Origin of the sequence: Bacillus sp. FSL K6-3176, assembly GCF_038003325.1 — a bacterium.
GTDB classification, from domain to species: Bacteria; Bacillota; Bacilli; order Bacillales; family Bacillaceae; genus Bacillus; species Bacillus altitudinis.
In genome coordinates this window covers 1,143,021-1,163,637 of the sequence record NZ_JBBOOX010000001.1, presented here as the reverse complement: position 1 = coordinate 1,163,637, position 20,617 = coordinate 1,143,021, and the positions used below count along the sequence as shown (strand labels likewise).

General features: G+C 39.8%; 32 protein-coding genes, 1 tRNA gene and 1 riboswitch. Of the genes, 12 read left to right on the top strand and 21 right to left on the bottom strand.

Annotation, left to right across the window (positions count from 1 at the left end; all coding sequences use genetic code 11):
- Positions 1-7 precede the first annotated feature (7 nt).
- The 12 genes from dnaB to MHB38_RS05900 all read right to left on the bottom strand — a co-directional run bounded on the left by dnaB (position 8) and on the right by MHB38_RS05900 (position 6,296).
- Positions 8-1,300 carry a replicative DNA helicase gene (dnaB, locus tag MHB38_RS05955; protein WP_210552368.1) on the bottom strand — a complete coding sequence of 431 codons (1,293 nt, stop codon included), beginning with the start codon at positions 1,298-1,300 and terminating at the stop codon, positions 8-10.
- Positions 1,272-1,559 (bottom strand): replicative helicase loader/inhibitor, encoded by a 288-nt coding sequence (locus MHB38_RS05950; protein WP_073979814.1) that lies wholly within the window; start codon positions 1,557-1,559, stop codon positions 1,272-1,274. The genes dnaB and MHB38_RS05950 overlap by 29 nt, the downstream gene beginning before the upstream one ends.
- Before the next feature lie 5 nt (positions 1,560-1,564).
- The gene (locus MHB38_RS05945) at positions 1,565-2,425 is read right to left on the bottom strand and encodes a hypothetical protein (RefSeq protein WP_210552367.1); all 861 of its coding nucleotides are present in this window, start codon (positions 2,423-2,425) and stop codon (positions 1,565-1,567) included.
- Positions 2,426-2,638: 213 nt separating this feature from the next.
- Entirely contained in the window at positions 2,639-3,439 is an 801-nt protein-coding gene (locus tag MHB38_RS05940) for a PD-(D/E)XK nuclease-like domain-containing protein (RefSeq protein WP_341002786.1), read from the bottom strand.
- A complete protein-coding gene (locus MHB38_RS05935; RefSeq protein WP_133743978.1) occupies positions 3,399-4,319 on the bottom strand; it encodes a hypothetical protein in 921 nt (306 codons plus the stop codon). The genes MHB38_RS05940 and MHB38_RS05935 overlap by 41 nt, the downstream gene beginning before the upstream one ends.
- Before the next feature lie 107 nt (positions 4,320-4,426).
- Entirely contained in the window at positions 4,427-4,648 is a 222-nt protein-coding gene (locus MHB38_RS05930; protein WP_133743979.1) for a YqaI family protein, read from the bottom strand.
- Positions 4,649-4,680: 32 nt separating this feature from the next.
- Positions 4,681-4,872, bottom strand: a complete 192-nt coding sequence (locus MHB38_RS05925) for a hypothetical protein (RefSeq protein WP_133743980.1) — start codon at positions 4,870-4,872, stop codon at positions 4,681-4,683.
- A 189-nt stretch (positions 4,873-5,061) separates the two neighbouring features.
- On the bottom strand, positions 5,062-5,232 hold the full coding sequence (locus tag MHB38_RS05920) for a hypothetical protein (protein WP_155267116.1): 171 nt from the start codon (positions 5,230-5,232) through the stop codon (positions 5,062-5,064).
- Positions 5,233-5,502, bottom strand: coding sequence for a hypothetical protein (locus tag MHB38_RS05915; RefSeq protein ID WP_087976836.1), 270 nt, complete (start codon positions 5,500-5,502; stop codon positions 5,233-5,235).
- A gap of 2 nt (positions 5,503-5,504) precedes the next feature.
- On the bottom strand, positions 5,505-5,747 hold the full coding sequence (locus MHB38_RS05910) for a helix-turn-helix domain-containing protein (protein ID WP_223251388.1): 243 nt from the start codon (positions 5,745-5,747) through the stop codon (positions 5,505-5,507).
- Between the two features lie 111 nt (positions 5,748-5,858).
- On the bottom strand, positions 5,859-6,053 hold the full coding sequence (locus tag MHB38_RS05905) for a helix-turn-helix domain-containing protein (protein ID WP_096881243.1): 195 nt from the start codon (positions 6,051-6,053) through the stop codon (positions 5,859-5,861).
- Between the two features lie 45 nt (positions 6,054-6,098).
- On the bottom strand, positions 6,099-6,296 hold the full coding sequence (locus MHB38_RS05900; RefSeq protein WP_046343209.1) for a helix-turn-helix domain-containing protein: 198 nt from the start codon (positions 6,294-6,296) through the stop codon (positions 6,099-6,101).
- A gap of 167 nt (positions 6,297-6,463) precedes the next feature.
- On the opposite strand from MHB38_RS05900, the gene MHB38_RS05895 reads away from it, so the two are divergent.
- The 4 genes from MHB38_RS05895 (at position 6,464) to MHB38_RS05880 (ending at position 9,338) form a co-directional block, all read left to right on the top strand.
- The gene (locus tag MHB38_RS05895) at positions 6,464-6,829 is read left to right on the top strand and encodes a helix-turn-helix domain-containing protein (protein ID WP_223254151.1); all 366 of its coding nucleotides are present in this window, start codon (positions 6,464-6,466) and stop codon (positions 6,827-6,829) included.
- A gap of 53 nt (positions 6,830-6,882) precedes the next feature.
- Positions 6,883-7,509, top strand: a complete 627-nt coding sequence (locus tag MHB38_RS05890) for a DUF4352 domain-containing protein (RefSeq protein WP_166644683.1) — start codon at positions 6,883-6,885, stop codon at positions 7,507-7,509.
- Between the two features lie 97 nt (positions 7,510-7,606).
- The gene (locus MHB38_RS05885; RefSeq protein WP_046343204.1) at positions 7,607-8,110 is read left to right on the top strand and encodes an ImmA/IrrE family metallo-endopeptidase; all 504 of its coding nucleotides are present in this window, start codon (positions 7,607-7,609) and stop codon (positions 8,108-8,110) included.
- Positions 8,103-9,338, top strand: coding sequence for a tyrosine-type recombinase/integrase (locus MHB38_RS05880; RefSeq protein ID WP_133743983.1), 1,236 nt, complete (start codon positions 8,103-8,105; stop codon positions 9,336-9,338). The genes MHB38_RS05885 and MHB38_RS05880 overlap by 8 nt, the downstream gene beginning before the upstream one ends.
- Positions 9,339-9,432: 94 nt before the next feature.
- Here MHB38_RS05880 and MHB38_RS05875 read toward each other — a convergent pair.
- The 3 genes from MHB38_RS05875 to MHB38_RS05865 all read right to left on the bottom strand — a co-directional run bounded on the left by MHB38_RS05875 (position 9,433) and on the right by MHB38_RS05865 (position 11,927).
- Positions 9,433-9,505, bottom strand: a tRNA-Val gene (locus MHB38_RS05875).
- A gap of 128 nt (positions 9,506-9,633) precedes the next feature.
- The gene (gene metC, locus MHB38_RS05870; RefSeq protein ID WP_008348402.1) at positions 9,634-10,812 is read right to left on the bottom strand and encodes a cystathionine beta-lyase; all 1,179 of its coding nucleotides are present in this window, start codon (positions 10,810-10,812) and stop codon (positions 9,634-9,636) included.
- Positions 10,809-11,927 carry a methionine biosynthesis PLP-dependent protein gene (locus MHB38_RS05865; protein ID WP_008348404.1) on the bottom strand — a complete coding sequence of 373 codons (1,119 nt, stop codon included), beginning with the start codon at positions 11,925-11,927 and terminating at the stop codon, positions 10,809-10,811. Before MHB38_RS05865 ends, metC begins: the two co-directional genes overlap by 4 nt.
- Before the next feature lie 79 nt (positions 11,928-12,006).
- A riboswitch (SAM riboswitch) is annotated at positions 12,007-12,128 on the bottom strand.
- A gap of 220 nt (positions 12,129-12,348) precedes the next feature.
- On the opposite strand from MHB38_RS05865, the gene MHB38_RS05860 reads away from it, so the two are divergent.
- From MHB38_RS05860 to MHB38_RS05850, 3 genes are read left to right on the top strand one after another with little or no spacing between them, the layout of a single operon-like run.
- Positions 12,349-13,089: an esterase family protein gene (locus MHB38_RS05860; protein WP_046527487.1), complete on the top strand. Its 741-nt coding sequence runs from the start codon at positions 12,349-12,351 to the stop codon at positions 13,087-13,089.
- A 52-nt stretch (positions 13,090-13,141) separates the two neighbouring features.
- The gene (locus MHB38_RS05855) at positions 13,142-13,657 is read left to right on the top strand and encodes a YjcG family protein (protein ID WP_024720139.1); all 516 of its coding nucleotides are present in this window, start codon (positions 13,142-13,144) and stop codon (positions 13,655-13,657) included.
- Positions 13,658-13,663: 6 nt separating this feature from the next.
- Positions 13,664-14,098: a GNAT family N-acetyltransferase gene (locus tag MHB38_RS05850; protein ID WP_008348412.1), complete on the top strand. Its 435-nt coding sequence runs from the start codon at positions 13,664-13,666 to the stop codon at positions 14,096-14,098.
- A gap of 83 nt (positions 14,099-14,181) precedes the next feature.
- Here the strand turns inward: MHB38_RS05850 and MHB38_RS05845 are convergent, their stop codons facing one another.
- On the bottom strand, positions 14,182-14,439 hold the full coding sequence (locus tag MHB38_RS05845; RefSeq protein WP_008348414.1) for a hypothetical protein: 258 nt from the start codon (positions 14,437-14,439) through the stop codon (positions 14,182-14,184).
- 126 nt (positions 14,440-14,565) lie between these two features.
- Between MHB38_RS05845 and MHB38_RS05840 the strand changes: the two genes are divergently transcribed.
- Positions 14,566-16,875: an ATP-dependent helicase gene (locus tag MHB38_RS05840; RefSeq protein WP_144610186.1), complete on the top strand. Its 2,310-nt coding sequence runs from the start codon at positions 14,566-14,568 to the stop codon at positions 16,873-16,875.
- Between the two features lie 16 nt (positions 16,876-16,891).
- On the opposite strand, the gene MHB38_RS05835 is transcribed toward MHB38_RS05840, so the two are convergent.
- The 5 genes from MHB38_RS05835 to MHB38_RS05815 all read right to left on the bottom strand — a co-directional run bounded on the left by MHB38_RS05835 (position 16,892) and on the right by MHB38_RS05815 (position 18,364).
- Entirely contained in the window at positions 16,892-17,149 is a 258-nt protein-coding gene (locus tag MHB38_RS05835; RefSeq protein ID WP_008348417.1) for a stage VI sporulation protein F, read from the bottom strand.
- Positions 17,150-17,285: 136 nt separating this feature from the next.
- Positions 17,286-17,423 (bottom strand): YjcZ family sporulation protein, encoded by a 138-nt coding sequence (locus MHB38_RS05830; protein WP_008348419.1) that lies wholly within the window; start codon positions 17,421-17,423, stop codon positions 17,286-17,288.
- Between the two features lie 84 nt (positions 17,424-17,507).
- Complete coding sequence (locus MHB38_RS05825; protein ID WP_008348420.1) at positions 17,508-17,729, bottom strand: hypothetical protein; 222 nt, start codon at positions 17,727-17,729, stop codon at positions 17,508-17,510.
- A gap of 84 nt (positions 17,730-17,813) precedes the next feature.
- On the bottom strand, positions 17,814-17,942 hold the full coding sequence (locus MHB38_RS05820) for a hypothetical protein (RefSeq protein WP_008348422.1): 129 nt from the start codon (positions 17,940-17,942) through the stop codon (positions 17,814-17,816).
- A gap of 71 nt (positions 17,943-18,013) precedes the next feature.
- A complete protein-coding gene (locus MHB38_RS05815) occupies positions 18,014-18,364 on the bottom strand; it encodes a DUF1360 domain-containing protein (protein ID WP_019743061.1) in 351 nt (116 codons plus the stop codon).
- 177 nt (positions 18,365-18,541) lie between these two features.
- Here MHB38_RS05815 and MHB38_RS05810 point away from each other — a divergent pair, with 177 nt between their 5' ends.
- The 4 genes from MHB38_RS05810 to MHB38_RS05795 all read left to right on the top strand — a co-directional run bounded on the left by MHB38_RS05810 (position 18,542) and on the right by MHB38_RS05795 (position 20,521).
- A complete protein-coding gene (locus MHB38_RS05810; RefSeq protein ID WP_007498962.1) occupies positions 18,542-18,928 on the top strand; it encodes a spore coat protein in 387 nt (128 codons plus the stop codon).
- Between the two features lie 44 nt (positions 18,929-18,972).
- Positions 18,973-19,308 (top strand): hypothetical protein, encoded by a 336-nt coding sequence (locus MHB38_RS05805; protein WP_008355377.1) that lies wholly within the window; start codon positions 18,973-18,975, stop codon positions 19,306-19,308.
- An 88-nt stretch (positions 19,309-19,396) separates the two neighbouring features.
- Positions 19,397-19,882 carry a spore coat protein gene (locus tag MHB38_RS05800; RefSeq protein ID WP_008348431.1) on the top strand — a complete coding sequence of 162 codons (486 nt, stop codon included), beginning with the start codon at positions 19,397-19,399 and terminating at the stop codon, positions 19,880-19,882.
- A gap of 147 nt (positions 19,883-20,029) precedes the next feature.
- Positions 20,030-20,521, top strand: a complete 492-nt coding sequence (locus MHB38_RS05795; RefSeq protein ID WP_008348432.1) for a CotY/CotZ family spore coat protein — start codon at positions 20,030-20,032, stop codon at positions 20,519-20,521.
- Positions 20,522-20,617: the final 96 nt, after the last annotated feature.

The window sequence follows — 20,617 nt, the reverse complement described above, 5'->3', positions numbered from 1 at the left end:
CTCCGTATCATAAAGCGGCTTCCATTTGCCGCGACAAGTTTACAAACCTTCCGTACTCTTTCATAAAAGCAGCATTTATTGTCCCAACTTCACCATTTCGCTGTTTAGCAAAGATGATTTCAACTATGTTTTTCTGTTCACTATCTTTGTTGTAATAATCATCACGATAGAGGAACGTAACGATATCAGCGTCTTGTTCAATGCTTCCTGAATCACGCAGATCAGACATCATTGGACGCTTATCTTGCCTCTGTTCCACTCCACGTGAGAGCTGTGATAGTAAAATGATTGGGACATTAAAGCTTCTCGCCATATTCTTCAGCTCTTTGGTGATGGCACCAACCTCATAGTTTTTGCTCTCAAATTTACCGATTGGGGTAATGAGTTGAAGGTAGTCAATGACCACTAAATGATTTTGATCAGGGTGATCCTTTTTAGTTTTACGGATTTGGGACCGGATATCTGCGACTGTTTGGGTAGGCTGATCATGAATATAGATATCTAATTTTTCGTATTCACCCATGGCTTTGTTAGCTCTATCATAATCTTGATCGCTAAAGTACTTTTTTGGATTTCTCCACTTCGTGCCTTCAATTCTCCCAAGGCTGCTTAACATTCGATGAGTTAACTGTGTATCTGACATTTCGAGCGAGAAAATATCAGTTACTCCACCCTTTAGCGCGTTGTTACATCCTAAGTTAAGAGCAAAAGCAGTCTTTCCCATGGATGGACGAGCAGCCACGATAATCAAATCGCTTTTTTGCCAACCACCTGTCATAGCATTCAGATCCGCAAGACCAGTGTCAACTCCTGTAAGATCTCCTTGATCTTCTTCCATGCTCATGAATATCTCCGTCAGAACATCCATTTTCGTCCGAGTGGCTTTAACTCCAACTTCTTGCACCTCAATGGTTTTTTGATAAAGCTCAGTGATCCCCTCATCGCATGGGGCATTAGCAAAAGCTAAAGCAGCACTTTGTAAATCTCTGAGTCTAAAAGCCTCGTAAATTAATGTTTCATAGGTCTCGAAAGCATGTTTTGAGGGAACAGTACTTGCAAGATTGGTTAAGTATTCAAAGCCTCCAATTGAATTTAAAAGGTCTCCCATAGATGCAGCGATATTGGCCAATTCAACAGGCTTACCTAGCTTGTCCACTTCCCTCATCGCTTCGAAAATCCTCTTATGCCGCTCTTCAGCAAAATGTCTGGGCTCTAGTGCCGTTTCCTTAATCAGATCACCCTCAAGGATGATACAACCTAATAAAAACTGTTCAGCCTCTACGTTTCGCAAATTTTGCATTTTGTTCCCACGCTTTCTGTTTCGCTAAGAATTCATTTTGCTCTGGTTGTTTGATTTTGATTTCTGCGATAGCAGGTGGGAACCTCTTTTCAGCAATGTGCTGGTCAATCTTTTTCAAAACCTGTTCATAGGGTTGATCCTTTAAGTGGTCAAGCCAGAGTTTAATTCTTTCTTTTCCGATGGTGTCTGTAGTGAGTTCAAACCTTGGATAGGCAGCTGCAATTCTTGTTAGGATAGACATTGCTTGTTCTTGATTCATGTCCATCAACCTCCTCCAAATTTAATCCCATTTTCTTTTGCGTATTGAGCTAGAGCGTCTAAATTACTTTGTCTATGCTGCTTTGGTTTAAATTCAGAAACATTGTTTTTAAGAGGCTGAGGTTGGTGCTGCTGTGCATACCAACGATCAAGAATCGCTGATTCCAGGTATGCAAATGATTTAATACTGTCTGCTCTATGCTTTGGTTGATATTGATCAAATACCTCGTCGATCCACACCAATATGTCTTCAAGTGGGATTCGTTCCTTGAGAATCCTTTCAATGGCAGCTGAATCTTTTGGCGTTAACATCAGCCCACCTTTTCGTGATAAGTACTTTGCTTCGATCTGCTGGAAAGGAGTTAAATCATTTTCTACTGAGGCTCTCTTTTCTTCTTCCTCTTCTTCTTTAATTCTTAAATTCTTTAATTCTTGATATAGTTCCGACTTCGTACCGCTTTCGTTCCGTCTTCGTTCTGCGATAGGTTCTTCTTCCGTTCTGGGTTCTGTTTCGTGATCACTCGAAAACTCTTGATATGACTCGTATTTCACGATGGTGAATAGTGTTCCTAGTTCCGTTTCGCTAACAGTGATGATGTTGTTCGTAACGAGTTTCTTAATTGAACGCATAATTGTACTTTTAGACAGCTTTTTTAGCCCTCTTCCTTCTTTATAAGCGAGGTCCTCACATAGTTTTGAGTACGATCTTATGTACTGGCCCTTATTTAATACAACTCCATTCATTTTGAAGCCATCTTGATGACTAGCTCTCATAACTAATAAAGTGAACAGTCTAAAGGTAGTCACGTCATTCCATAATTCGTGTTCTAATATTTTGCGATGCAGTTTTACCCATCCAGTAGACAAATAACTTCCTCCTCTCCAACATCGTCAATTAAAGCCTTTTAATCTCACATAGGGCGTACATTCCACTGTTCTTAATAAAAGTAAGACCCGGCTCATTTCTTTGGATATAACCCTTTACATGCGCTCTAAATAACGCAGCTTGATTACGACTTGATTTAGATAAAGACAAGTACACAAACGGAATAGGAACTTTAATGATTAGCTTCTCCCTCATTAGCTGTTCACCAGCTCAGAAAAATGGATGATCCGGCTAAGACGGTTTGTAGATCGACAATACTTACACTTTTCACATCTTCTCGGTCTTTCTCCGCCATGCTTAACCTGAACGATCCGCTCCATGTTTTTTTCTATATCTTCTAACTCAATTTCCATCCTTGACTCATCAATATTGATAACTGCTTTATCTGGTGGATCTTCTTTTGATATGGCCACTATCAAAGGCTCTAACCATTCACTACGTCCTGCTTCCTGTCTTTCTAATTCTGCATAGAGAGACATTTGAGCAATATATCCATAGGCTTCTACAAATGAACAATAGCCAATCTCTTGATCCCATATCCTTTCCCTAAGAGATCGAGTTGTTTTAAGATCAGCAAAACGCCCACCTGCTGGGTTGTACACATCGAGTTTTCCTTTCCAAGGCACTCCGAACAATTTAGCTGTGATGATCACTTCTTTATCTCCTTGAAGAACAAACATGCACAAATCGTCATTCTGTATAGCTTCAATCATGAGATCAGCCAATTGATACTGTTTATATAATTGGCCCTTTTGTGTAAATAGAGCAGGTGTGTTCATCTTAAATTCATCAAAGGCTTGCTCTCCTTCAAGCCAGGCATGAACATATTGTCCAAATAGAAGAGCCTCAGAGGACGGCGGCTGCCATTCACCGTTGAGTTTTGCCATTGTAGCCGCCTCACACTCTAAGAAACTCTTATATTGAGAATTTGACATATAAACTCGGTCTATCTCGTTAGAGTAATAATTCTCCTTGTTGATTGTCGGCATCATCATTTGCTGGCTCACCAGCCTTTGTATCACTCTCTTTTTGTTCCTGCTGCTTTAGAAACTCTTCTTCGATTTTGGATTTTGTAGCATTAGTAGCACCTGAAGTTTTGACGTTGAAATAGTCCTCTTTCTTTGCCATTCCATCACGAAGTGAAGTATAGATGCGTCCTATTTTGAGGTAATCCTGCTCAGTAAATGCATCCAATTTACTACCGACATATTCCTCGACCATTTCCTTCGTAACACCAAAATCAGATTTAAATGTTGTTAATGCTTTTCTTAAACGGTCTTCTAAAGGCTCTTTATGACCACTAATCAGCGTTCTTTGACACATATCAACTGCTGCATCAACAATGTCTCCTGGTATCACTCCGAGAATGCACGCACGAACCCGACGCGCTCCTTGGTTTGCAACCAGTTCATAAATATCTCTTGGATCGTTGAGCTTTGTAATGGCTCCTTTTGCTTTTCGTTCATGCTTTACCGTAAATATTTTGGTCTGGCGAGTATTGGTTTCAAGATCCCATGCATAAGCCATAACAGAAGATTCTCCTGCTTTTTGTTCAAGTTCCATGATTCCGTAATCAATGTTCCCCCAATTCTGCGCCAAAGCTTCAGCTAGTCGAATTGAAGGACCTGATACCTTTGTGCCACCTCGTGGATATTCGTAGACAGCATTCTCAGCTAATAGCCTACGCTCACATGCTTTCTTGATTCGTTCAAAAGCAGCATAAACGTCTCGCGGAAACTTCTTTGCTATGACCATAGCTGCTTGTACTTCTTGTGCCTGCCGACTAACCATTGCTTCGGTTGTTACTGACGTTCCTGCTGATTGTTGTGAAGCTGCCATATAGTTTGAGTAATCAACATTTGACAATCCATTCATATAAGAAACCCCCATTGAATTTAGGTGCCAACCTGCTTATAATAGTGGTTGACACCATATTCTGTGTCTGGTTATTTAGATGAGTTCACTTGTGGGAGTGAGCTCTTTTATTTTGCTGTTTTAAATTCAAAATCAAGCTCCTCTACAAGATAGCGTTCTAGATTTTCTCGCAAGATCAATTCACCCGAATTTTTATCCTCAACATAGTCATCTTCTAGCAAAATTTCTGACCCATAAAAATCAATTCCAAAGTGCTCTTCTTGCCTCACCATTTCTTTTGGATAGCCGTATCTATTAATCTCTGTGATGATCGGATGCTCAATATTCATCTTCTTCCCTCCTCTTCTGTTTGGTGTGAGCATCAAGAAATCTCTAATTTTGAGCGGATCGCATCGGCCTTTAGTTGTTGAAATTTCTCAAAGGCTTGTTTATCAGGAAATTGGAACAATGGCTTACCTTTGTCAGTCATCACAATTGATCCATTCACTTGTGATAGATAGAACTGATCAGACTGTCTCTCACTGAAAGGTTTAATAACTGGTTTAGTTCTCAAGACTTCTTTCCTCCCTAACACATTATTTGATGCTTATTCGCATCGTCCGACCGCGGATGGAGCATGATTTGAGGGGGTAGGTGTGCACTGTCCCATCCGCAAGCCGGACGACAAGAATAAGCCTTGTCGTGATCTCTAAATAACGCTATAATGAGATCGATCATTTTGTTATTCATGGTTTGAAATGATTTAAGCAGTAAGTGTCGGAGCTTGCTGCTTTTTTCTGTTTTCTATTTCCGTTCTGATCTGTAATTCCAGAGCGGCTAATAAAATGAGCCCTTCCTCTGTATGACGCATCTGACATTGTTTCACGATATCTTTCGCCTTCATTAAGCGACTTGCTGTGAACAAATACTTCATCTAGATCAATCCTCGCAATCTATTTTTTAATGATTTTGGATATTTGATTTTTGTAATCCTAGCAGCCTGTTTTAATAAATGAACCTTAGCTTGGCTTTCGTAACGCTGAATTTGGTTTAGTGATTTTGCAATATCTTTGTGAGCTGCCAATGCCGTATTTGTATCAGCACTCTCTAATGCTTTCATTAATCTTTTTTGTAGTTGCTCAATACAGATCATTTCAGCTGTTATCCCTTCATGATCAATACTCTTGAAAATCGCTTTTCTCATCTTCATCCTCCAAACAAAGCCATAATGGCTGTAATTTGCTGCGTGACCGCAAGTGGATCGACACCACATAAGGTTGCGATCATGGCTTCTTTTGCATTTGTCGCCTCCATCCACCGTACATATGTAGGAACATCAAGCATCTTTTGATCATTCTCAAATTTTGATATGCAGCTCCTTGAGCGACTTAACAATTCAGCCAACTTCTCTTGGGACATCCCAGCTCTTTTCCTTGCTTGTCGGAGCACTACCCCCAACCTCAACTTCCTCACCCCCTTAATGTTCCTATATAGAACATGTTGCGAATTGGAACAGAAAAACCTAAAAATCCGCTGTATTCTAAGGTGGTAAATTATTAATCATTCAACTGGCTGAAAATTAGATTCCATTTGAGCTAATTGCCATTCTTCAAGAACTTCTCGTTTAAAGAAAATTCTTTTTCTTACTCGGAAGAAAGGTATTTGTTTTTCACGAACCATTGTGTAAACAGTGTCGTGATGTACCCCAAGAAAATCAGCCGTTTCATGAACAGTCATAGTTGATTTTGATGGCATATCTTATCTCTCCTAGTCACTTAATTGTATTTCTATTTTAGAAATTCATTTCCGAAAGAAATCCCTTATGTCACAGTCTAATTCTTTAGCCAATATCGGGAGATGGTTTGCTTTAAAGGCATATTCTCCTGTCTCATATTTCATATATGTTGAGGCATTTTTGAATCCTAGAGCCTTGGCCATTTGTTGCAAATTAATTTGTTTAACATGACGTCTCGATTTGACAAATTTTAAATCTAACATATTTCCCTCCTCTCGATTTCTGTTTTAGAAATCCTGTTGTTGATTTAATAATACATTTCTAAAAAAGAAATTTCAACTGTTTTATTTCTAATTTAGCAATTTATTTTTTTCTACTTTGGAAAAATGTTAAGATTTATATTGCTAATATAGAAAGTTGGTGATTAAAGATGCTGGCTGTAGGCGAAAGAATAATTAAATTGAGAGAACAAAAACAGTGGAACCAAAAAGAGTTGGCTCAAAAAATCAATATGAATGTCAGTGTAATGAACAGAATAGAAAAAGGAACTCGTCCTTTAACTGATATTGAAATTGTGAAAATCGCTGAGGTTTTTGGGGTATCTACAGATTATTTGCTAACCGGGAAAGATTATAGGTTTGAAGCAGAACAACTTCTGAGATCAGGCAACGCGTCTACTGCTGCAAGTGATGGAAATTCTGATATAGAAAAGAGAATTGAAAGAATTGAAAGAGCACTAAGACTTCAGGAAGGTCGTAAACCAGGGGATAAGCAGAAAGACTTCTATGGTGACTAAATAAAAGACTTCAATTACTTTCATACATGTATTTCATGAAAGGGGCGCATATTTTGAAAAAGACTTTTTTTTGCGTGCTTATTTTCTTAATAGCAACGTCTTTAACAGCGTGTAATTCACAGAATACAAAAGTAAATGAATCAAATGAAAAAAGCGATAAACAGGAATCTAATGAGGGTTCATCTGCTAAGAAGAAAACTAAAAAAGAAGCTGATGGAACACGAACTGCTCCTATACCTTTAAAAAAGCCAATATATTTCGACGATTACATTAGTGCATCGGATAATGAATATACTGCTGAATTAAAGATGAATGTAGAAGAGGTTATTCGAGGAGATAAAGCATTTAATGTTTTATATAAGAGGAATAGCACTGTTTCTCAACCTAAAAAGGGTTTTGAATGGGCACTCGTTAAGGTCAAAGTGAAGATGACAAATTCTGAAACAGATGATGAACCTATACTATTCAGTCCAATTCTTAACTTTGACTTTTTTAGTAGTGATGGTTCTCCTTATTCTGAGGAAATTGGTACTGTTGTGCCAAAAGAATTTGAAGGCGAAGTATATAACGGTGGTTCACTTGAAGGTTATATAGTGAATCAAGTAAAAAAAGACGATGATTTTTTAATAGCTTATAAAAGTATATCTACTTCAGGTAAACTATTCTTTAAAACTAAATAAACACTGCCCATATTGGGCTTTTATTTTCACACCAAAACAGAACATATGTTTCTAACTCATCTAAGAGCATTCTCTTTTAGAAAGGGGCTTATTAACATTGAGATATATAAATAGTCATTTAGAAGATTGGATTGAGTCATTCCTTAGTAATATTGGCATAACTGAACCTTCACAATTAAATAAACACAAAATAGCTAATGATCTAGACATTTGGATATTTTATGTTAATGACACAAGTCATTATGTAGAAATTAACAATCTGTACACTATTTTTCTAAATAAAAACCTATCTAAAGAGGAACAATGGCAGGATTTCGCTCATGAACTTTGCCATATAGTTAGACAATCTAGCAAATTCACTAATTTTCATTTGACTAAAACTTTATGGAATATCTATCAAGAAAGACAAGCGAATTATTTTGCTTATCATTTTTGTATCCCAACATTCATGTTAATTGATTTGGATTTACCCAAAAGACCAGAACTCGCTGTCTTGAAAGTTTCTAATATTTTTAACGTTACTCCTGAATTTGCAAATCACCGTTTAAATCTCTATTATCAAAAAACTTATTCTCAGACAAGGGGTGTTTTATATGGCTAGCATTGAAAAAAGAGGAAACAATTCTTTTAGATTAATTGTTGAAGCTGGTCACGATATAAACGGAAAAAGAAAGAAAAAAACTAAAACCATTCGTATAGAAGATACAAAACTATTAAAGACGAAAAGAAGATTGCAAGAGTATCTCTCAGACCAGCTCTATCAATTTAAAATCGAAGTTTCTTCTGAAGAATACATAGAACCTGAAAAATTAACATTTGAATCTTTTATCGCTAAGTGGAAAGAGAAGAAGCTTTATCAAAAGAGCGGAAAACCATACTCTCTCACTACTTCCGATGTATATTGGAGACATTTAAAAAATCATATTCTCCCTGTCTTTGGCAATAAAAAAATGGAACAAATAAAAAGCCTTCATATTGTAGATTTTTTAGACAGTTTAAAAAAAGATGGCGCACGAAAGGATGGAAAACCAGGAGGTTTAAGTGGAGCCACTATCCAAGACATTTTTAAAATTTTACAAGTTGTTTTTAAAACGGCTACTGAAGAATGGAAGATTATTAAAGTTGATCCTATGAAAGGACTTCCTCAACCAGAACATGAAAAGCAAGAAATGAACTATTTTGAATCTGACGAAGCTGCTGAATGTATAAAAATTTTGTATCAAGAAGTTGATATTAAATGGAGACTTTATTTTTTAGCTGCTATGATTGGCGGTCTAAGACGCGGTGAAGGTCTTGCACTTGAATGGCATTTAGATGTTGATTGGGATCTCGGCGGCTTTCATATAAATCGTTCAATTTCAAAGACAGTTGATGGAAAACCCTATGTTAAAGAACCTAAAACAAGAAGTTCTAAACGTTTTGTAAAGATGCCTAACTGGTATATGAATGAATTAAAGCAGTTCCATATCATGTGGAAAAAAGAAAAACTATTAGTTGGTGACTTATGGGAAGGAGATGATCACCAATATTTATTTCATAATGGCTTTGGTGAGCCTTTCCATTACACAACCCCTACTTCCAAATGGTCAAAAATCAAAAACAAACACAAATTAAAAAACATTCGACTACATGATTTAAGACATACAATGGTCGCTCTTCTTATAGAGGCAGGTGAGAGCATTAATGCTATTCAGAAAAGAGCCGGACATGCTAGTGCTAAAACAACCTCAGATATTTATGGTCATGTCACAAACAAATTAGAATTTAACACCGCAGAACACTTTAATCATTTTGATCCTAAAAATACTGAGAAACAATCTGGCGGATAAAGTTCGTCCCCAATTCGTCCCCAACCAAAAGAAACGGAACAAATATTCGTTGTTAAAAAACAAAAAAACCCTTGCTACACAAGGGTTTCAACGATGATTCCGACTGGGCTCGAACCAGCGACCTCTACCCTGTCAAGGTAGCGCTCTCCCAGCTGAGCTACGGAATCGGGTTATGTATCAGTTCTGGGATTTCTGTTACTGACAGTCTCTATTATATAACCATCATCGTCAGTCGTCAATGGTTTTGTTCAAAAAAGGCACAAAGCCGGTATCCATACCGGCTTTTTACTGACTTTTATGATTGGTTCACAAGAACTGGCTTTAGTTGATCTAGTGCTTGTTTGAAGTCCCTTTTGAGGTCTTCTCCGTTTTCTACGCCCACACTTAATCGAAGTAAACCATCCGTGATGCCTCTTTTTTCTCTTTCTTCTTTTGGCATAGCGGCATGGGACATTTTGGCCGGATAGGAAAGAATGGATTCGACTGCTCCGAGGCTTACGGCGAATACAGGTAATGTGACGCCATCGACCAATTCTTTGACAGCCGCTTGGTTTTCTAGTTCAAATGAAAGAACAGCACCTGCACCGCTCGCCTGCTTCCGCTGAATGTCTGCCCCTGGGTGATCATCTAATCCTGGGTAATATATTTTTTTGACCGCAGGATGTTCTTTTAGAAATGTAGCCAGTTCTAATGCGGTTTGACTGGCTTTTTCTAATCTGACTTGAAGGGTCTTTAATCCTCTGAGCACAAGCCAGCAATCCTGTACGCCAAGCACCGCCCCGAAGGAGTTTTGCAGCGAATAAAGTTCGTCTCCTAGCTTCTCATCTTTCACCACGGCTAAGCCTGACAGTACATCACTGTGGCCGCTTAAAAATTTCGTTGCACTGTGCAGCACAACGTCTACACCAAGGTCCAGCGGACGCTGAAGCGCAGGCGTTAAAAACGTATTATCTAAGAAAGTCAGACAGTCATGTTCTTTCGCAATCTGTACGACACCTTCAATATCCGTAATACCGAGTGTAGGGTTTGACGGTGTTTCCATGTAAATGACTTTTGTATTTGATTGAATGCCTTGTTTCACTTCATTCAAATTGGTCATGTCCACAAAGGTATGCTCAATCCCAAATCTTGAAAGAACTTGGGTGATCATTCGGAAAGTCCCTCCGTACACATCTCTTGTGACAAGGACATGATCTCCTTTTGATAATAGAAGAAAAGCGGTTGAAATGGCTGCCATACCTGACGCAAAGGCAAGCCCTCTCGTTCCTCCTTCTAGCGCTGCAATGGTATCCTCCAATGCCTGACGTGTAGGGGTGCCTGATCTGGAGTAGTCATATTGACCAAAGTCATCGAAGCTGCTTTGGTGAAACGTCGATGCATGTTGAATCGGTACACTGACTGCACCTGTTGAACGGTCTGTTTTAAACGCATTATGAACGAGTTGTGTTTCTAGTGTCCAATCGTGTGTGGTCATTTCGTGTGTACCTCCTCTTTCACATTTGATAGTGCCTGTTTCAGGTCTGCTTTTAGGTCCTCCACATGCTCAATCCCGACTGAGAAACGGAGCAATTTGTTACACACACCGTTTGCAATACGAATCTCTTCTGGGATGTCCATATGGGTTTGCGTTGCAGGATACGTAATGAAGCTTTCGACTCCGCCAAGGCTTTCAGCAAAACAAATCGTTTTCAGCTGCTTCAAAAATGGATTGACCCAGTCCTCTTTGGCTACTCGGAATGACAGCATGCCTCCCTTTCCTGGGTAAAGCACATCTTGAATTTCCGGCTGCTGCTTTAGAAAGTCAGCTAATTCCTTCGCATTAGCTTCGTGCTGGCGCATTCTCAGCGCCAATGTTTTCATTCCTCTCATTAAAAGCCATGAGTCAAATGGAGATAAAACCGCTCCGATGGCGTTTTGATGCTGGAACATGTCTTCCGATAGCTGCTCCCCTTTTGTGACGACAAGTCCGGCAAGAACATCGTTATGTCCGCCTAAATATTTGGTTGCACTATGAATGACAATGTCCGCTCCGAGTGTAATCGGTTTTTGCAAGACGGGCGTATAAAAGGTGTTATCCACAATGACCAATGCACCATACTCTTTAGCGATTTTCGCAACCTTTTGAATATCCGCTTCCTGCATGAGTGGGTTTGTTGGCGTTTCAATAAAGACGGCTTTTGTATTTGGCGTCATTTTAGAGCGTAAACAGTCTTCATCTGAAAAATCATCATAAACAAAGCGCAGTCCGTACTTTTTCCATTCGTTTTCAAATAGACGGTATGTACCACCATATAAATCTGATGAAACAATGAGTTCATCCCCGCTCTCAAACAGCGCCATGATCGTTTGGATGGCAGCCATTCCCGAACTGAAGGCAAAACCGGCCGTTCCTTCTTCGAGTGAAGCAATCGCATCTTCTACAAGCTGTCTTGTTGGGTTTTTCGTTCGAATATAATCAAATCCTGTTGATTCCCCAATGCCTCTATGTCTGTAAGCTGTTGAAAGATAAACGGGAGGACTGACAGTACCAGTCACCTCTTCGCTGCGGTTTCCAATTTGCGCTAACTTCGTTTCCACATGTTCTGTCATTTGACACCATCCTAAGTAAAAATCTAATTTCAAAACAGAAAAACCCCTTCTTCATAAGAAGAAGGGGTTTAATCGCTTCCTCTTATCTTCCAAGCAAAAAAGCTGCTTGCTGGATTTAGCACCTTGGTACATCACATGAAGTGATGCATACCGGTTGCTGAGGTTTCAAAGGGCCAGTCCCTCCACCTCTCACGATAAGAATGTGTTGTCTGTCTGTTCTAATTCTTAATACTGTAACGCATTAAACCTCATTTTTCAAGGGGAAATGTAACGATTAATTAAAATTTTCTGTATTTTGTAGCAGATTGGATGTCAGCCAATTTGATTGCATGTTAGCATATAGGAACAACGCTGTTTTTCGTGTTACAATGAATGGAAACGTTTCACTTATGATGAATTTGGTTAGCTGGAGGAATGGATTATGGTGAAGAAAACAGGCATCATTCAAGAAGAAACCTTACAGTCAAAAGAACTTGGGGCAGATATGACCATTTTGATTTATTTGCCAGTCAATTACTCCCCCCTTTATACATATCATGTCATCATTGCACAAGATGGTCATGATTATTTCCGTCTAGGTAAAATAGGCAGACAGGCGGAAAAATTAATGCAAAATAAAGAAATGGAACGCTCGATTATCATTGGTGTCCCATATGAAAATGTTACTGAAAGACGAAATACGTATCATCCAGACGGACCAAAGTTCGAGGCGTATAAACGCTTTTTGGCAAATGAACTAGTTCCGTATATTGATGAACACTATCCAACGTATCAAGTTGGATCAGGTCGTACATTTATTGGTGATTCATTAGGTGCTACGATCTCACTTATGACAGCCATTGATTATCCTTCGTTATTTGGCGGACTGATTTTGCAGTCTCCTTACGTGGATGAGTCTGTTCTGCAAGCAGTCAAACAGTCATCATCCCTTGCTCATTATGCCATTATCCATCAAATCGGGTTAGAAGAAACAGCTGTGAAAACGACAGATGGGCAAGTGCTTGACTTTATTCAGCCGAACGAAGAATTAAAGGTCCTTTTGGAGAAGTCCGGTGCGGATTATTTATTTGAGACATTCGAAGGCGATCATAAATGGACGTTTTGGCAGCCGCTCATTTCACCTTCGTTAAAAAGAATGCTCCCATATTCGTTAATCAACTGAATTTTGTTATAATAAAAAATAATAAATACTTTCTTAATCAGGAGGGAACATGATGAAATACGGAGTTGTTTTATTTCCATCAAAAAAATTGCAAGACATTGCGAACTCTTATCGGAAACGTTATGATCCGAACTATGCACTCATACCACCTCATTTAACATTAAGAACACCTTTTGAATTAACGGATCTAGAAGCAGCTGAGGTCGTCTCCACCTTGCGAGAGTACGCAAAAAATGCTTCTCCTATTACGTTACGTATTAAAAAATTCAGTTCATTCGCTCCTGTAAACAACGTGATTTATATGAAAGTAGAACCGAACGAAGAATTAATGACTCTCAATGAGAAGTTGTACACTGATCCGCTTGCTGGTACACCTGAATATGCATTTGTTCCGCATGTGACAGTGGCTCAAAAGTTATCAGACGATGAGCATTCAGACGTTCTAGGCACATTGAAGCTGAGAAAAATTGACCACGAGGAAACGGTTGACCGCTTCCACCTTTTATATCAATTAGAGAACGGTTCTTGGACCGTTTATGAAACATTTATCTTAGGAGAAGAGGGTTAAAGACATTTGAATACAGTCATCGTAAAAGAACAAACACAACGAGAAGATGCTTATTATGTTCGAAAAGAAGTTTTCGTAAAAGAACAAGAAGTCCCGTTAGAGATCGAAATTGATGAACTTGAGGACGAAGCCATTCACTTTGTCATTTATAATGATGACAACAAACCACAAGCTGCTGCTAGACTGCGCATAATTGAAGGTCATAAGGCAAAGCTTGAACGAATTTGTGTATTAAAAGAGGCGCGCTCTTTCGGTCTTGGCCACCAGCTTTTAGAAGCACTTGAGTCTGAAGCGATGGCAAACGGAGCGAAAGAAGCTGTCATGCATGCACAAGTCCAAGCTCTTCCTTTCTACGAAAAGAAAGGCTACAAAGCCGTTTCAGAACCGTTTGAAGAAGCAGGAATTACACATGTCAAAATGACAAAAACACTATCCGTTTAACGACAATAAAAAGCCAGGGCATCATGGATGCTCTGGCTTTTTATTGATTCCATCTCGTTCGCTCAGGAAGAAAGCGCAGTCATTTAGACGTAAGTATTGATATGAACGCCCTTACCTTCTTCCATAAACATATCTCGTACAAAGCGTTCCCGCTTTTTTTGCTGTACTTTCGTTTCCGCTTCTGTCACTAAGTCCTCTTTTTTCTCCAGCTCTCTGTATACCTTGTCATGAAAGGTGCGGGTGACCTTCGTCACTTTCGCATAGTCTTCTTTATCCTGAGGAGCAGGACGATTGATATATTGAAAATACAGATCCGGCTGAATCGGGGCTATATATCCCATCAAGAACGCCTCCTTTGCTTCTCTTCTACTCTACTATTCCCTAATTATGACTGTTTGAAACACGCCTCATTTGATATGATTAGATGTGTTTCTTTTTAAGATTGATTGACTATTGGAGGACTAGCTTTGAAATGCGCACGACGACATGATCGAACGATCTCATTACATACATATTCGAGAGAACACTATCAATTCCTCCATGATGAGGGGAAAAAAGGGCATTTATCTTGCCCATATTGCGGACACCCCGTCTTTTTTAGATTAAATATACATGAAGAACCTGCCTTTATCCATAAGCAAATATCTCAGCAAGAGATTTGCGAAAAAAGAGAACAACAAGAGGAAAAGAAACCGGCTGAACGAGAGGAAGAGGCATCCTACAAAGAACTTGGCGGCTTTCGCTTTCCAACCGGCAAACAGATCATCTCACAAACAGAAGAATCGGATGACTGGCAGGAACCACGGTCCATTCAATTTGGCGAAACCTTTCATTTAGAAAAGAATGAAGAAGTGCATACCATTGACCTCTTTCCACACATCACCTTTAGCGCACCGCAGCTTCAAGCAGTCACACACAAAGACGGTCCGATGCTTGTACTAGCTGGCGCCGGCAGCGGGAAAACAAGGGTACTGACAGCAAGAGCTGCTTATCTGATGTCGCACCATCAAATCCCTGCTCACCATATCCTGCTCGTGACCTTCACCACAAAAGCAAGCAGTGAAATGAAAGAAAGACTACGTATGCAGTATCAGCTTCATCCTTCACAGGCGAGCCAAGTTGTGACAGGCACATTCCACAGTCTATTTTATAAAATGCTGCTTCACGATGATCGGGGCAAATGGAACGGACAGCATTTGATTAAATTCGACTGGCAAAAAGAGCAGTATATTCGCAAAGCGATCATGAATGAAGGACTTGATGAAAAAGACTATCCAACCGATCAAGTGCTGCAATCAATCGGCTATTGGAAAAATGCTTTTTTACCAAACGAACTTCCTGAGCTGAAAGATGAAAAGGAAAAGCAAATGTGGACAATCTATCAGTCATACGAACAGCAAAAGCGTGAAAATCAACAATTTGACTTTGATGACATGGCCATTGCCTGTTTACACATGCTGAATAAGCAGCCTGAATTGCTCAAACAATATCAAGAACGATTCAAGTATATTTTAGTAGATGAATTTCAAGATATTAATCCCGTACAATATCAATTAATCCAGCTTTTAGCTGGAGAATCCGAGCAGCTATTTTGTGTAGGTGATGATGATCAAGCCATCTATGCATTTAGAGGAAGCAATCCTGCTTTTATTCTTGACTTCAAACAGGACTATCCTTCGGCCGAGATCGTCCATTTACATGCAAATTACCGCTCTCATCATACGATTGTCGCAAGTGCAGACGCCATTATTAAGAAGAACCAGCATCGTTACGAGAAAACGTTAAAAGCCGTTCGCGTGGAGAAAATTCCGCCGACTCTTTTTTATCCATATGACGAGGAAGAGGAAGCGACCATGATCGTAGCAGATATTCAGGAGAAAATTAAAAACGGTGCAAAACCGAATGACTTTTGCGTGCTGTTTAGAACGAATACAGGAGGCCGTGCGATTTATGAACGTCTTCATCAATCGGCGATTCCGTATCAAACCGATGCTGGCGTAAAAGCCTTTTATAGCAGAAGAATTGTTCGGGTGCTGCTCGCTTTTCTTTCGCTCAGTCAGGATGCAGATGATGTCGCCGCAATGAAGCTGCTGCTGCCCGTTTTCTTTTTAAAGCAGCAAACACTGAATACCATGAAGGCACTGACCATTACGGAAGATTGTTCTATGGTAGAGGCACTTGGAAAGCTAACAGACATTCAGCCGTTTCAGCGCAAAAAACTGCAATCGATCGTTCCCCTGTTTCGTACGTTAAAATCGTTAAAGCCATCTGAAGCTGTAGCGTTTATTGAACAAAGGATGGGACTTGGTGATTATTTAAAAAAACGTGTGAGTGATACGAATGTGCTTGAAAAAGGAACTGATGATGTACGAGATGTGAAAACAGCGGCGAAACGTTTTGAAACGATTGAAGCCTTCCTCGCTCATGCCGAACATATGAAATCTGCTGAAAAGGAAAAATCAGATGAACCAGGCGTTCAGCTCATGACGATCCACCGTGCGAAGGGACTAGAATTCCAAACAGTGTACATCACGAGCGTGGTTGATGGGGCGCTCCCTCATGACTTTGCACTTGATGAGCTGAGAAGCGGTGATGAAGAAGCCATTGAAGAGGAGCGGCGCTTATTATACGTTGCCATGACGAGAGCAGAACAATCCCTTTATCTATCCGTTCCATCATATAGAAGAGGAAAAACGGCTCACCGCTCCCGCTTTTTGTACCCTCTTTTAAAGAAAAATCGTGAATTATTCACACAAAAACAACAGGCCCCCCTTTAAATGGAGAGCCTGTTGTTTATTTTTTGTTGTTCATCATTTTAGCGATTGTATTAAAATCAAGCTTTTCTTTTCCACTTGTAATCGATTGAACGATTTTGTCTTCCATTTCTTTAGGTACACGTTTGTTTGCAAGCTGCGCCACTTTTTTAATGACACCTCGAACGGTATTCTCATCTTTAAAGTTCGCGTTTTGCAAAGAACCTGCAAGCTTAAAGACATCATTCATATTTACACCTGTTTTATTTTCCACACTTTTAAAGAACTTATTATCCATTCCTTTGCCTCCTCTTTGTGGAGTAATCACCTTACTATATGAAAATAGGCGAGATATGTGCCTATCCTGCTGCCTTGTTAGCAAAGAGAAAGGAAAGCAAAAGGCTTCCCTATTGCTTCCCTCACCTTCTTACTGTTTAGTTAAAGAAAGAAGCACCAACGATGATTAGAAGAATGAAAAGCACGACGACAAGAACAAAAGTTGAACCATAACCGCCGCCGTAGCCGCCGCCATAACCTCCGCAATAACCGCCACCGTAACCGTAACAACTCATATTTAAGCACCTCCTCTTCTCCCTTACAAAATATGAAAAATACATGAAATGGTTTGGACGATCACATAAAAAAGTGCGGAATTTTTATTTCTGCTGTTTAAAGACGTAATCTGCCTCTCCATGGCGGATCATGAATGCTTCTGTTTCTTTCGCAAAAGTATCCATTTTCTCGCCAAATGCTTTTAAGTGCTCTTCAAGATCCTTCGCTTTGTTCGCTAGATCCATTTCAGCTTTTTCGTGCGCTTGCTCTTTCCCATCATGGGGTTTAGTGAACAAGGAACCGATTAATTGTTCGAATGCATCCATTCTGGTCACCCCTTCTCTCTTACATATGCATCACCCAAAAAAAGGGCAACAAAAAAACCGGATAAATCCGGCTTTTGTTTTTCTCTATTGAGGTTTCTTTTTCTTCCCGCAGCCGCAGCCCGTCTTCTTGATTTTCTTCGTATATACAGATTGTTGATTTGACTGCGCTGGATACCCTTGAAGCATATGTGACGGTGTTTCAGTTGGTTTCATCGCAACCCTTCCTTTCCTATTCCATGTTAGTATATGCATTTTCTTTAAGCGTGTCTGATCAGAATGCCTGTTTATTTCACAAGCTTTGACACGACTGCTTCAATCAAGCCTGCTGCGGCGGCAATCGCTAATAGTAAATTAAGCCACATGCTGATGACAGGAAAAAATATGTATATCGCAAGTAAAGCAGCAGTGCACCACATACCCGTACACCAATAACAGCTTAACAGCTCTCCTATCCAAGATCGCAGTCCCTTCCCCTTAATGACGATATAGGTCTCGACTTCACCTTGTTCGTTTACCTCTTCTTGCTCTTCATGAAATAGACGGCGAAAGGGGGCTGTAATCGTATCAAACACGATCAATCTCGTCAGCCTAAAGGATGCGAGGGCAAATATAGCAAATGACAAAGCGCCGCTCATGGAACCTCCACCTCCTTCATTCTTCTTTTTCCGTCCTTTCTTTATATATGCAAAAAGAAAGACCGCCATGATGAATCGAGTGGAAATAAAATTGGGTTGTACTTTTTCATGCTTTCCGATTCCACCTTGAGCCTCTGCTGCATTAAATAATGTATAGATAAGAAAGGAGTGAAAGTATTGTCTATTGAAGAAAGTGCTGATTTATTATACACACAACTGTTAAACGAATTAATCAGCAATTATGATGATTTCATCGAGATCAAGGATTCCGAAAATGTCACGATTCATAAAACAGATGTAACAGCCGCACTCTCCCTTCAAGCGACCGTAACGACAATCATTACTCTTTTAATTCAAATTCTTGTACCAGATGATGAATTGGCTGCAGACATCACAGAACAGCTTTTAGCTGCACAACAAGTGACAGTTCAAAAGAAAACAGTGATTCAAATCATCAATTGTTATAACGTCACGATTACATTATCTGATGCATCCATTATGAACTCCGTCCAAATTCTCACTCAAACACTGAATGTACTTTTAGTTGAAGCCGGCATTCTTTGACCCTTTCTTTTTCTAACATCATGTATGAAAGAGGTGAAATAATCGTGGCTGAAGAGAACGAAAAAAAGGAGTTTCAAATCAACACTGATGTTGATCCATTAACAAGCCTTCTTGTGAGTGATATTTTAAACAAAAATAATGTCACAGATGATCAGAAAGCAAACCTTTCAGAAGATCAAAGAAGGATGATTTTGAAGCTGGTTCAGGATTTACAAAAGAAAGCAGATGATTTCGTACAGCAGCAGCAGGAGAAAAAGCGTCAGGCAGAGGCAGCAAAACATGCAGAAGAGGTCGAGCCTGAACCACAAGTGCGCCCTAAACGAAATTCACTTCGAGATCGTATCCAGCAGCGCCGTCAAGCGCAGCAAAATAACGATTAAATAAAAATGGGTTGCCTGCTAGGATAAATGCCCGAGACAAAACCAATCATTCCAGCATTTAATAAAGTAAACGGAAGGAGGAAAAGAAATGGATTCTAAACCATACTCTTGGGTCGCTCTAGATCGTAACTGTACACACCACGGCGATTACCATCATAACTACGAAAGAAAAGCAGTTTGTGACGGCCACTATTATGATGATGAAGATGTTTTACAAGACTTTGATCAAGTGAGTGTCACAAAGCAGACATCTGAGGAAGTCATTATCGTTAGAGATTCTTGTGACATTAACGTTTCTTCTGTTGATGCACAGGTTGCAGCATCTATCCAAGCAGCTGTTCAAACAGCGATCATCACCATTACAAACATCTCAATCGCTGATGGTGACCTAGCTGACCGCGTCACGCAAGATCTCTTACAAGCAGCTAGCCACAAACAAACAAATCGCCAGAAACTTGTTATCGAAAACTCTAGAAACGTTACAGTCTCTACAATCGATGCGGACATCTCTATTGCCATCCAAACGCTTACACAGACACTTGTTGCGACGATCGTTGCAATTGGTATCCTCTAATGTACAAAAGCAGAGCGAAAAGCTCTGCTTTTCCTTTTTCTAAAAATACAACAAAGATAAATAGTCATTTACCCACACCAACTAGAGGGCGCATACATATGTTGTTAAGGACTAAAGTCAAATACCTTGTTAAAGGAGCTGAAATCCATGAGCTGCGGAAAACACCATGGCCGACATGATGAAAACTGTGTATGCGATGCGGTTGATAAGATTTTAGCAGAGCAGGAAGCTGTAGAAGATAAATGTCCTACGAGCTGCTACAGTAATTTATTAAGCCCGACAGTTTCTGGAAAAGATACGATTCCGTTTTTACTTTTTGATAAAAAGGGCGGATTGTTCTCTACTTTCGGAAACATTGGAGGATTTGTTGACGATTGCCAATGCTTCGAATCCATTTTCTTCCGGGTTGAAAAATTGCATGACTGCTGTGCCACATTATCTGTATTAAGACCTGTTGATGTACACGGACATACGCTAAGCGTTTGTCACCCTTGCGATCCTGACTTCTTTGGTTTAGAAAAAGCGGACTTTTGTATCGAAGTTGATTTGAACTGTTTCTGCGCGATCCAATGTTTAAATCCAGAACTTGTCGACAGAGTCATGCCAACAAAAGATAAAAAGCATCATCACCACGGCTAAACCAATCGCCCGCTCATCTATCTTGTCATAAGTCAAAGCATCCCCTTCCTCACGAATGACAACCAATCATGCGGAGCAGTCAGCAAAAGGCGGCCG

Coding starts and splice junctions, on each gene's coding strand:
- dnaB (WP_210552368.1), bottom strand. CDS start 1,300: ATGCAAAATTTGCGAAACGTAGAGGCTGAACAGTTTTTATTAGGTTGT.
- MHB38_RS05950 (WP_073979814.1), bottom strand. CDS start 1,559: ATGAATCAAGAACAAGCAATGTCTATCCTAACAAGAATTGCAGCTGCC.
- MHB38_RS05940 (WP_341002786.1), bottom strand. CDS start 3,439: ATGATGATGCCGACAATCAACAAGGAGAATTATTACTCTAACGAGATA.
- MHB38_RS05935 (WP_133743978.1), bottom strand. CDS start 4,319: ATGAATGGATTGTCAAATGTTGATTACTCAAACTATATGGCAGCTTCA.
- MHB38_RS05930 (WP_133743979.1), bottom strand. CDS start 4,648: ATGAATATTGAGCATCCGATCATCACAGAGATTAATAGATACGGCTAT.
- MHB38_RS05920 (WP_155267116.1), bottom strand. CDS start 5,232: ATGAAGTATTTGTTCACAGCAAGTCGCTTAATGAAGGCGAAAGATATC.
- MHB38_RS05915 (WP_087976836.1), bottom strand. CDS start 5,502: ATGAGAAAAGCGATTTTCAAGAGTATTGATCATGAAGGGATAACAGCT.
- MHB38_RS05905 (WP_096881243.1), bottom strand. CDS start 6,053: ATGCCATCAAAATCAACTATGACTGTTCATGAAACGGCTGATTTTCTT.
- MHB38_RS05900 (WP_046343209.1), bottom strand. CDS start 6,296: ATGTTAGATTTAAAATTTGTCAAATCGAGACGTCATGTTAAACAAATT.
- MHB38_RS05895 (WP_223254151.1), top strand. CDS start 6,464: ATGCTGGCTGTAGGCGAAAGAATAATTAAATTGAGAGAACAAAAACAG.
- MHB38_RS05880 (WP_133743983.1), top strand. CDS start 8,103: ATGGCTAGCATTGAAAAAAGAGGAAACAATTCTTTTAGATTAATTGTT.
- metC (WP_008348402.1), bottom strand. CDS start 10,812: ATGACCACACACGATTGGACACTAGAAACACAACTCGTTCATAATGCG.
- MHB38_RS05865 (WP_008348404.1), bottom strand. CDS start 11,927: ATGACAGAACATGTGGAAACGAAGTTAGCGCAAATTGGAAACCGCAGC.
- MHB38_RS05860 (WP_046527487.1), top strand. CDS start 12,349: ATGGTGAAGAAAACAGGCATCATTCAAGAAGAAACCTTACAGTCAAAA.
- MHB38_RS05855 (WP_024720139.1), top strand. CDS start 13,142: ATGAAATACGGAGTTGTTTTATTTCCATCAAAAAAATTGCAAGACATT.
- MHB38_RS05845 (WP_008348414.1), bottom strand. CDS start 14,439: ATGGGATATATAGCCCCGATTCAGCCGGATCTGTATTTTCAATATATC.
- MHB38_RS05835 (WP_008348417.1), bottom strand. CDS start 17,149: ATGGATAATAAGTTCTTTAAAAGTGTGGAAAATAAAACAGGTGTAAAT.
- MHB38_RS05830 (WP_008348419.1), bottom strand. CDS start 17,423: ATGAGTTGTTACGGTTACGGTGGCGGTTATTGCGGAGGTTATGGCGGC.
- MHB38_RS05825 (WP_008348420.1), bottom strand. CDS start 17,729: ATGGATGCATTCGAACAATTAATCGGTTCCTTGTTCACTAAACCCCAT.
- MHB38_RS05820 (WP_008348422.1), bottom strand. CDS start 17,942: ATGAAACCAACTGAAACACCGTCACATATGCTTCAAGGGTATCCAGCG.
- MHB38_RS05815 (WP_019743061.1), bottom strand. CDS start 18,364: ATGAGCGGCGCTTTGTCATTTGCTATATTTGCCCTCGCATCCTTTAGG.
- MHB38_RS05800 (WP_008348431.1), top strand. CDS start 19,397: ATGGATTCTAAACCATACTCTTGGGTCGCTCTAGATCGTAACTGTACA.
- MHB38_RS05795 (WP_008348432.1), top strand. CDS start 20,030: ATGAGCTGCGGAAAACACCATGGCCGACATGATGAAAACTGTGTATGC.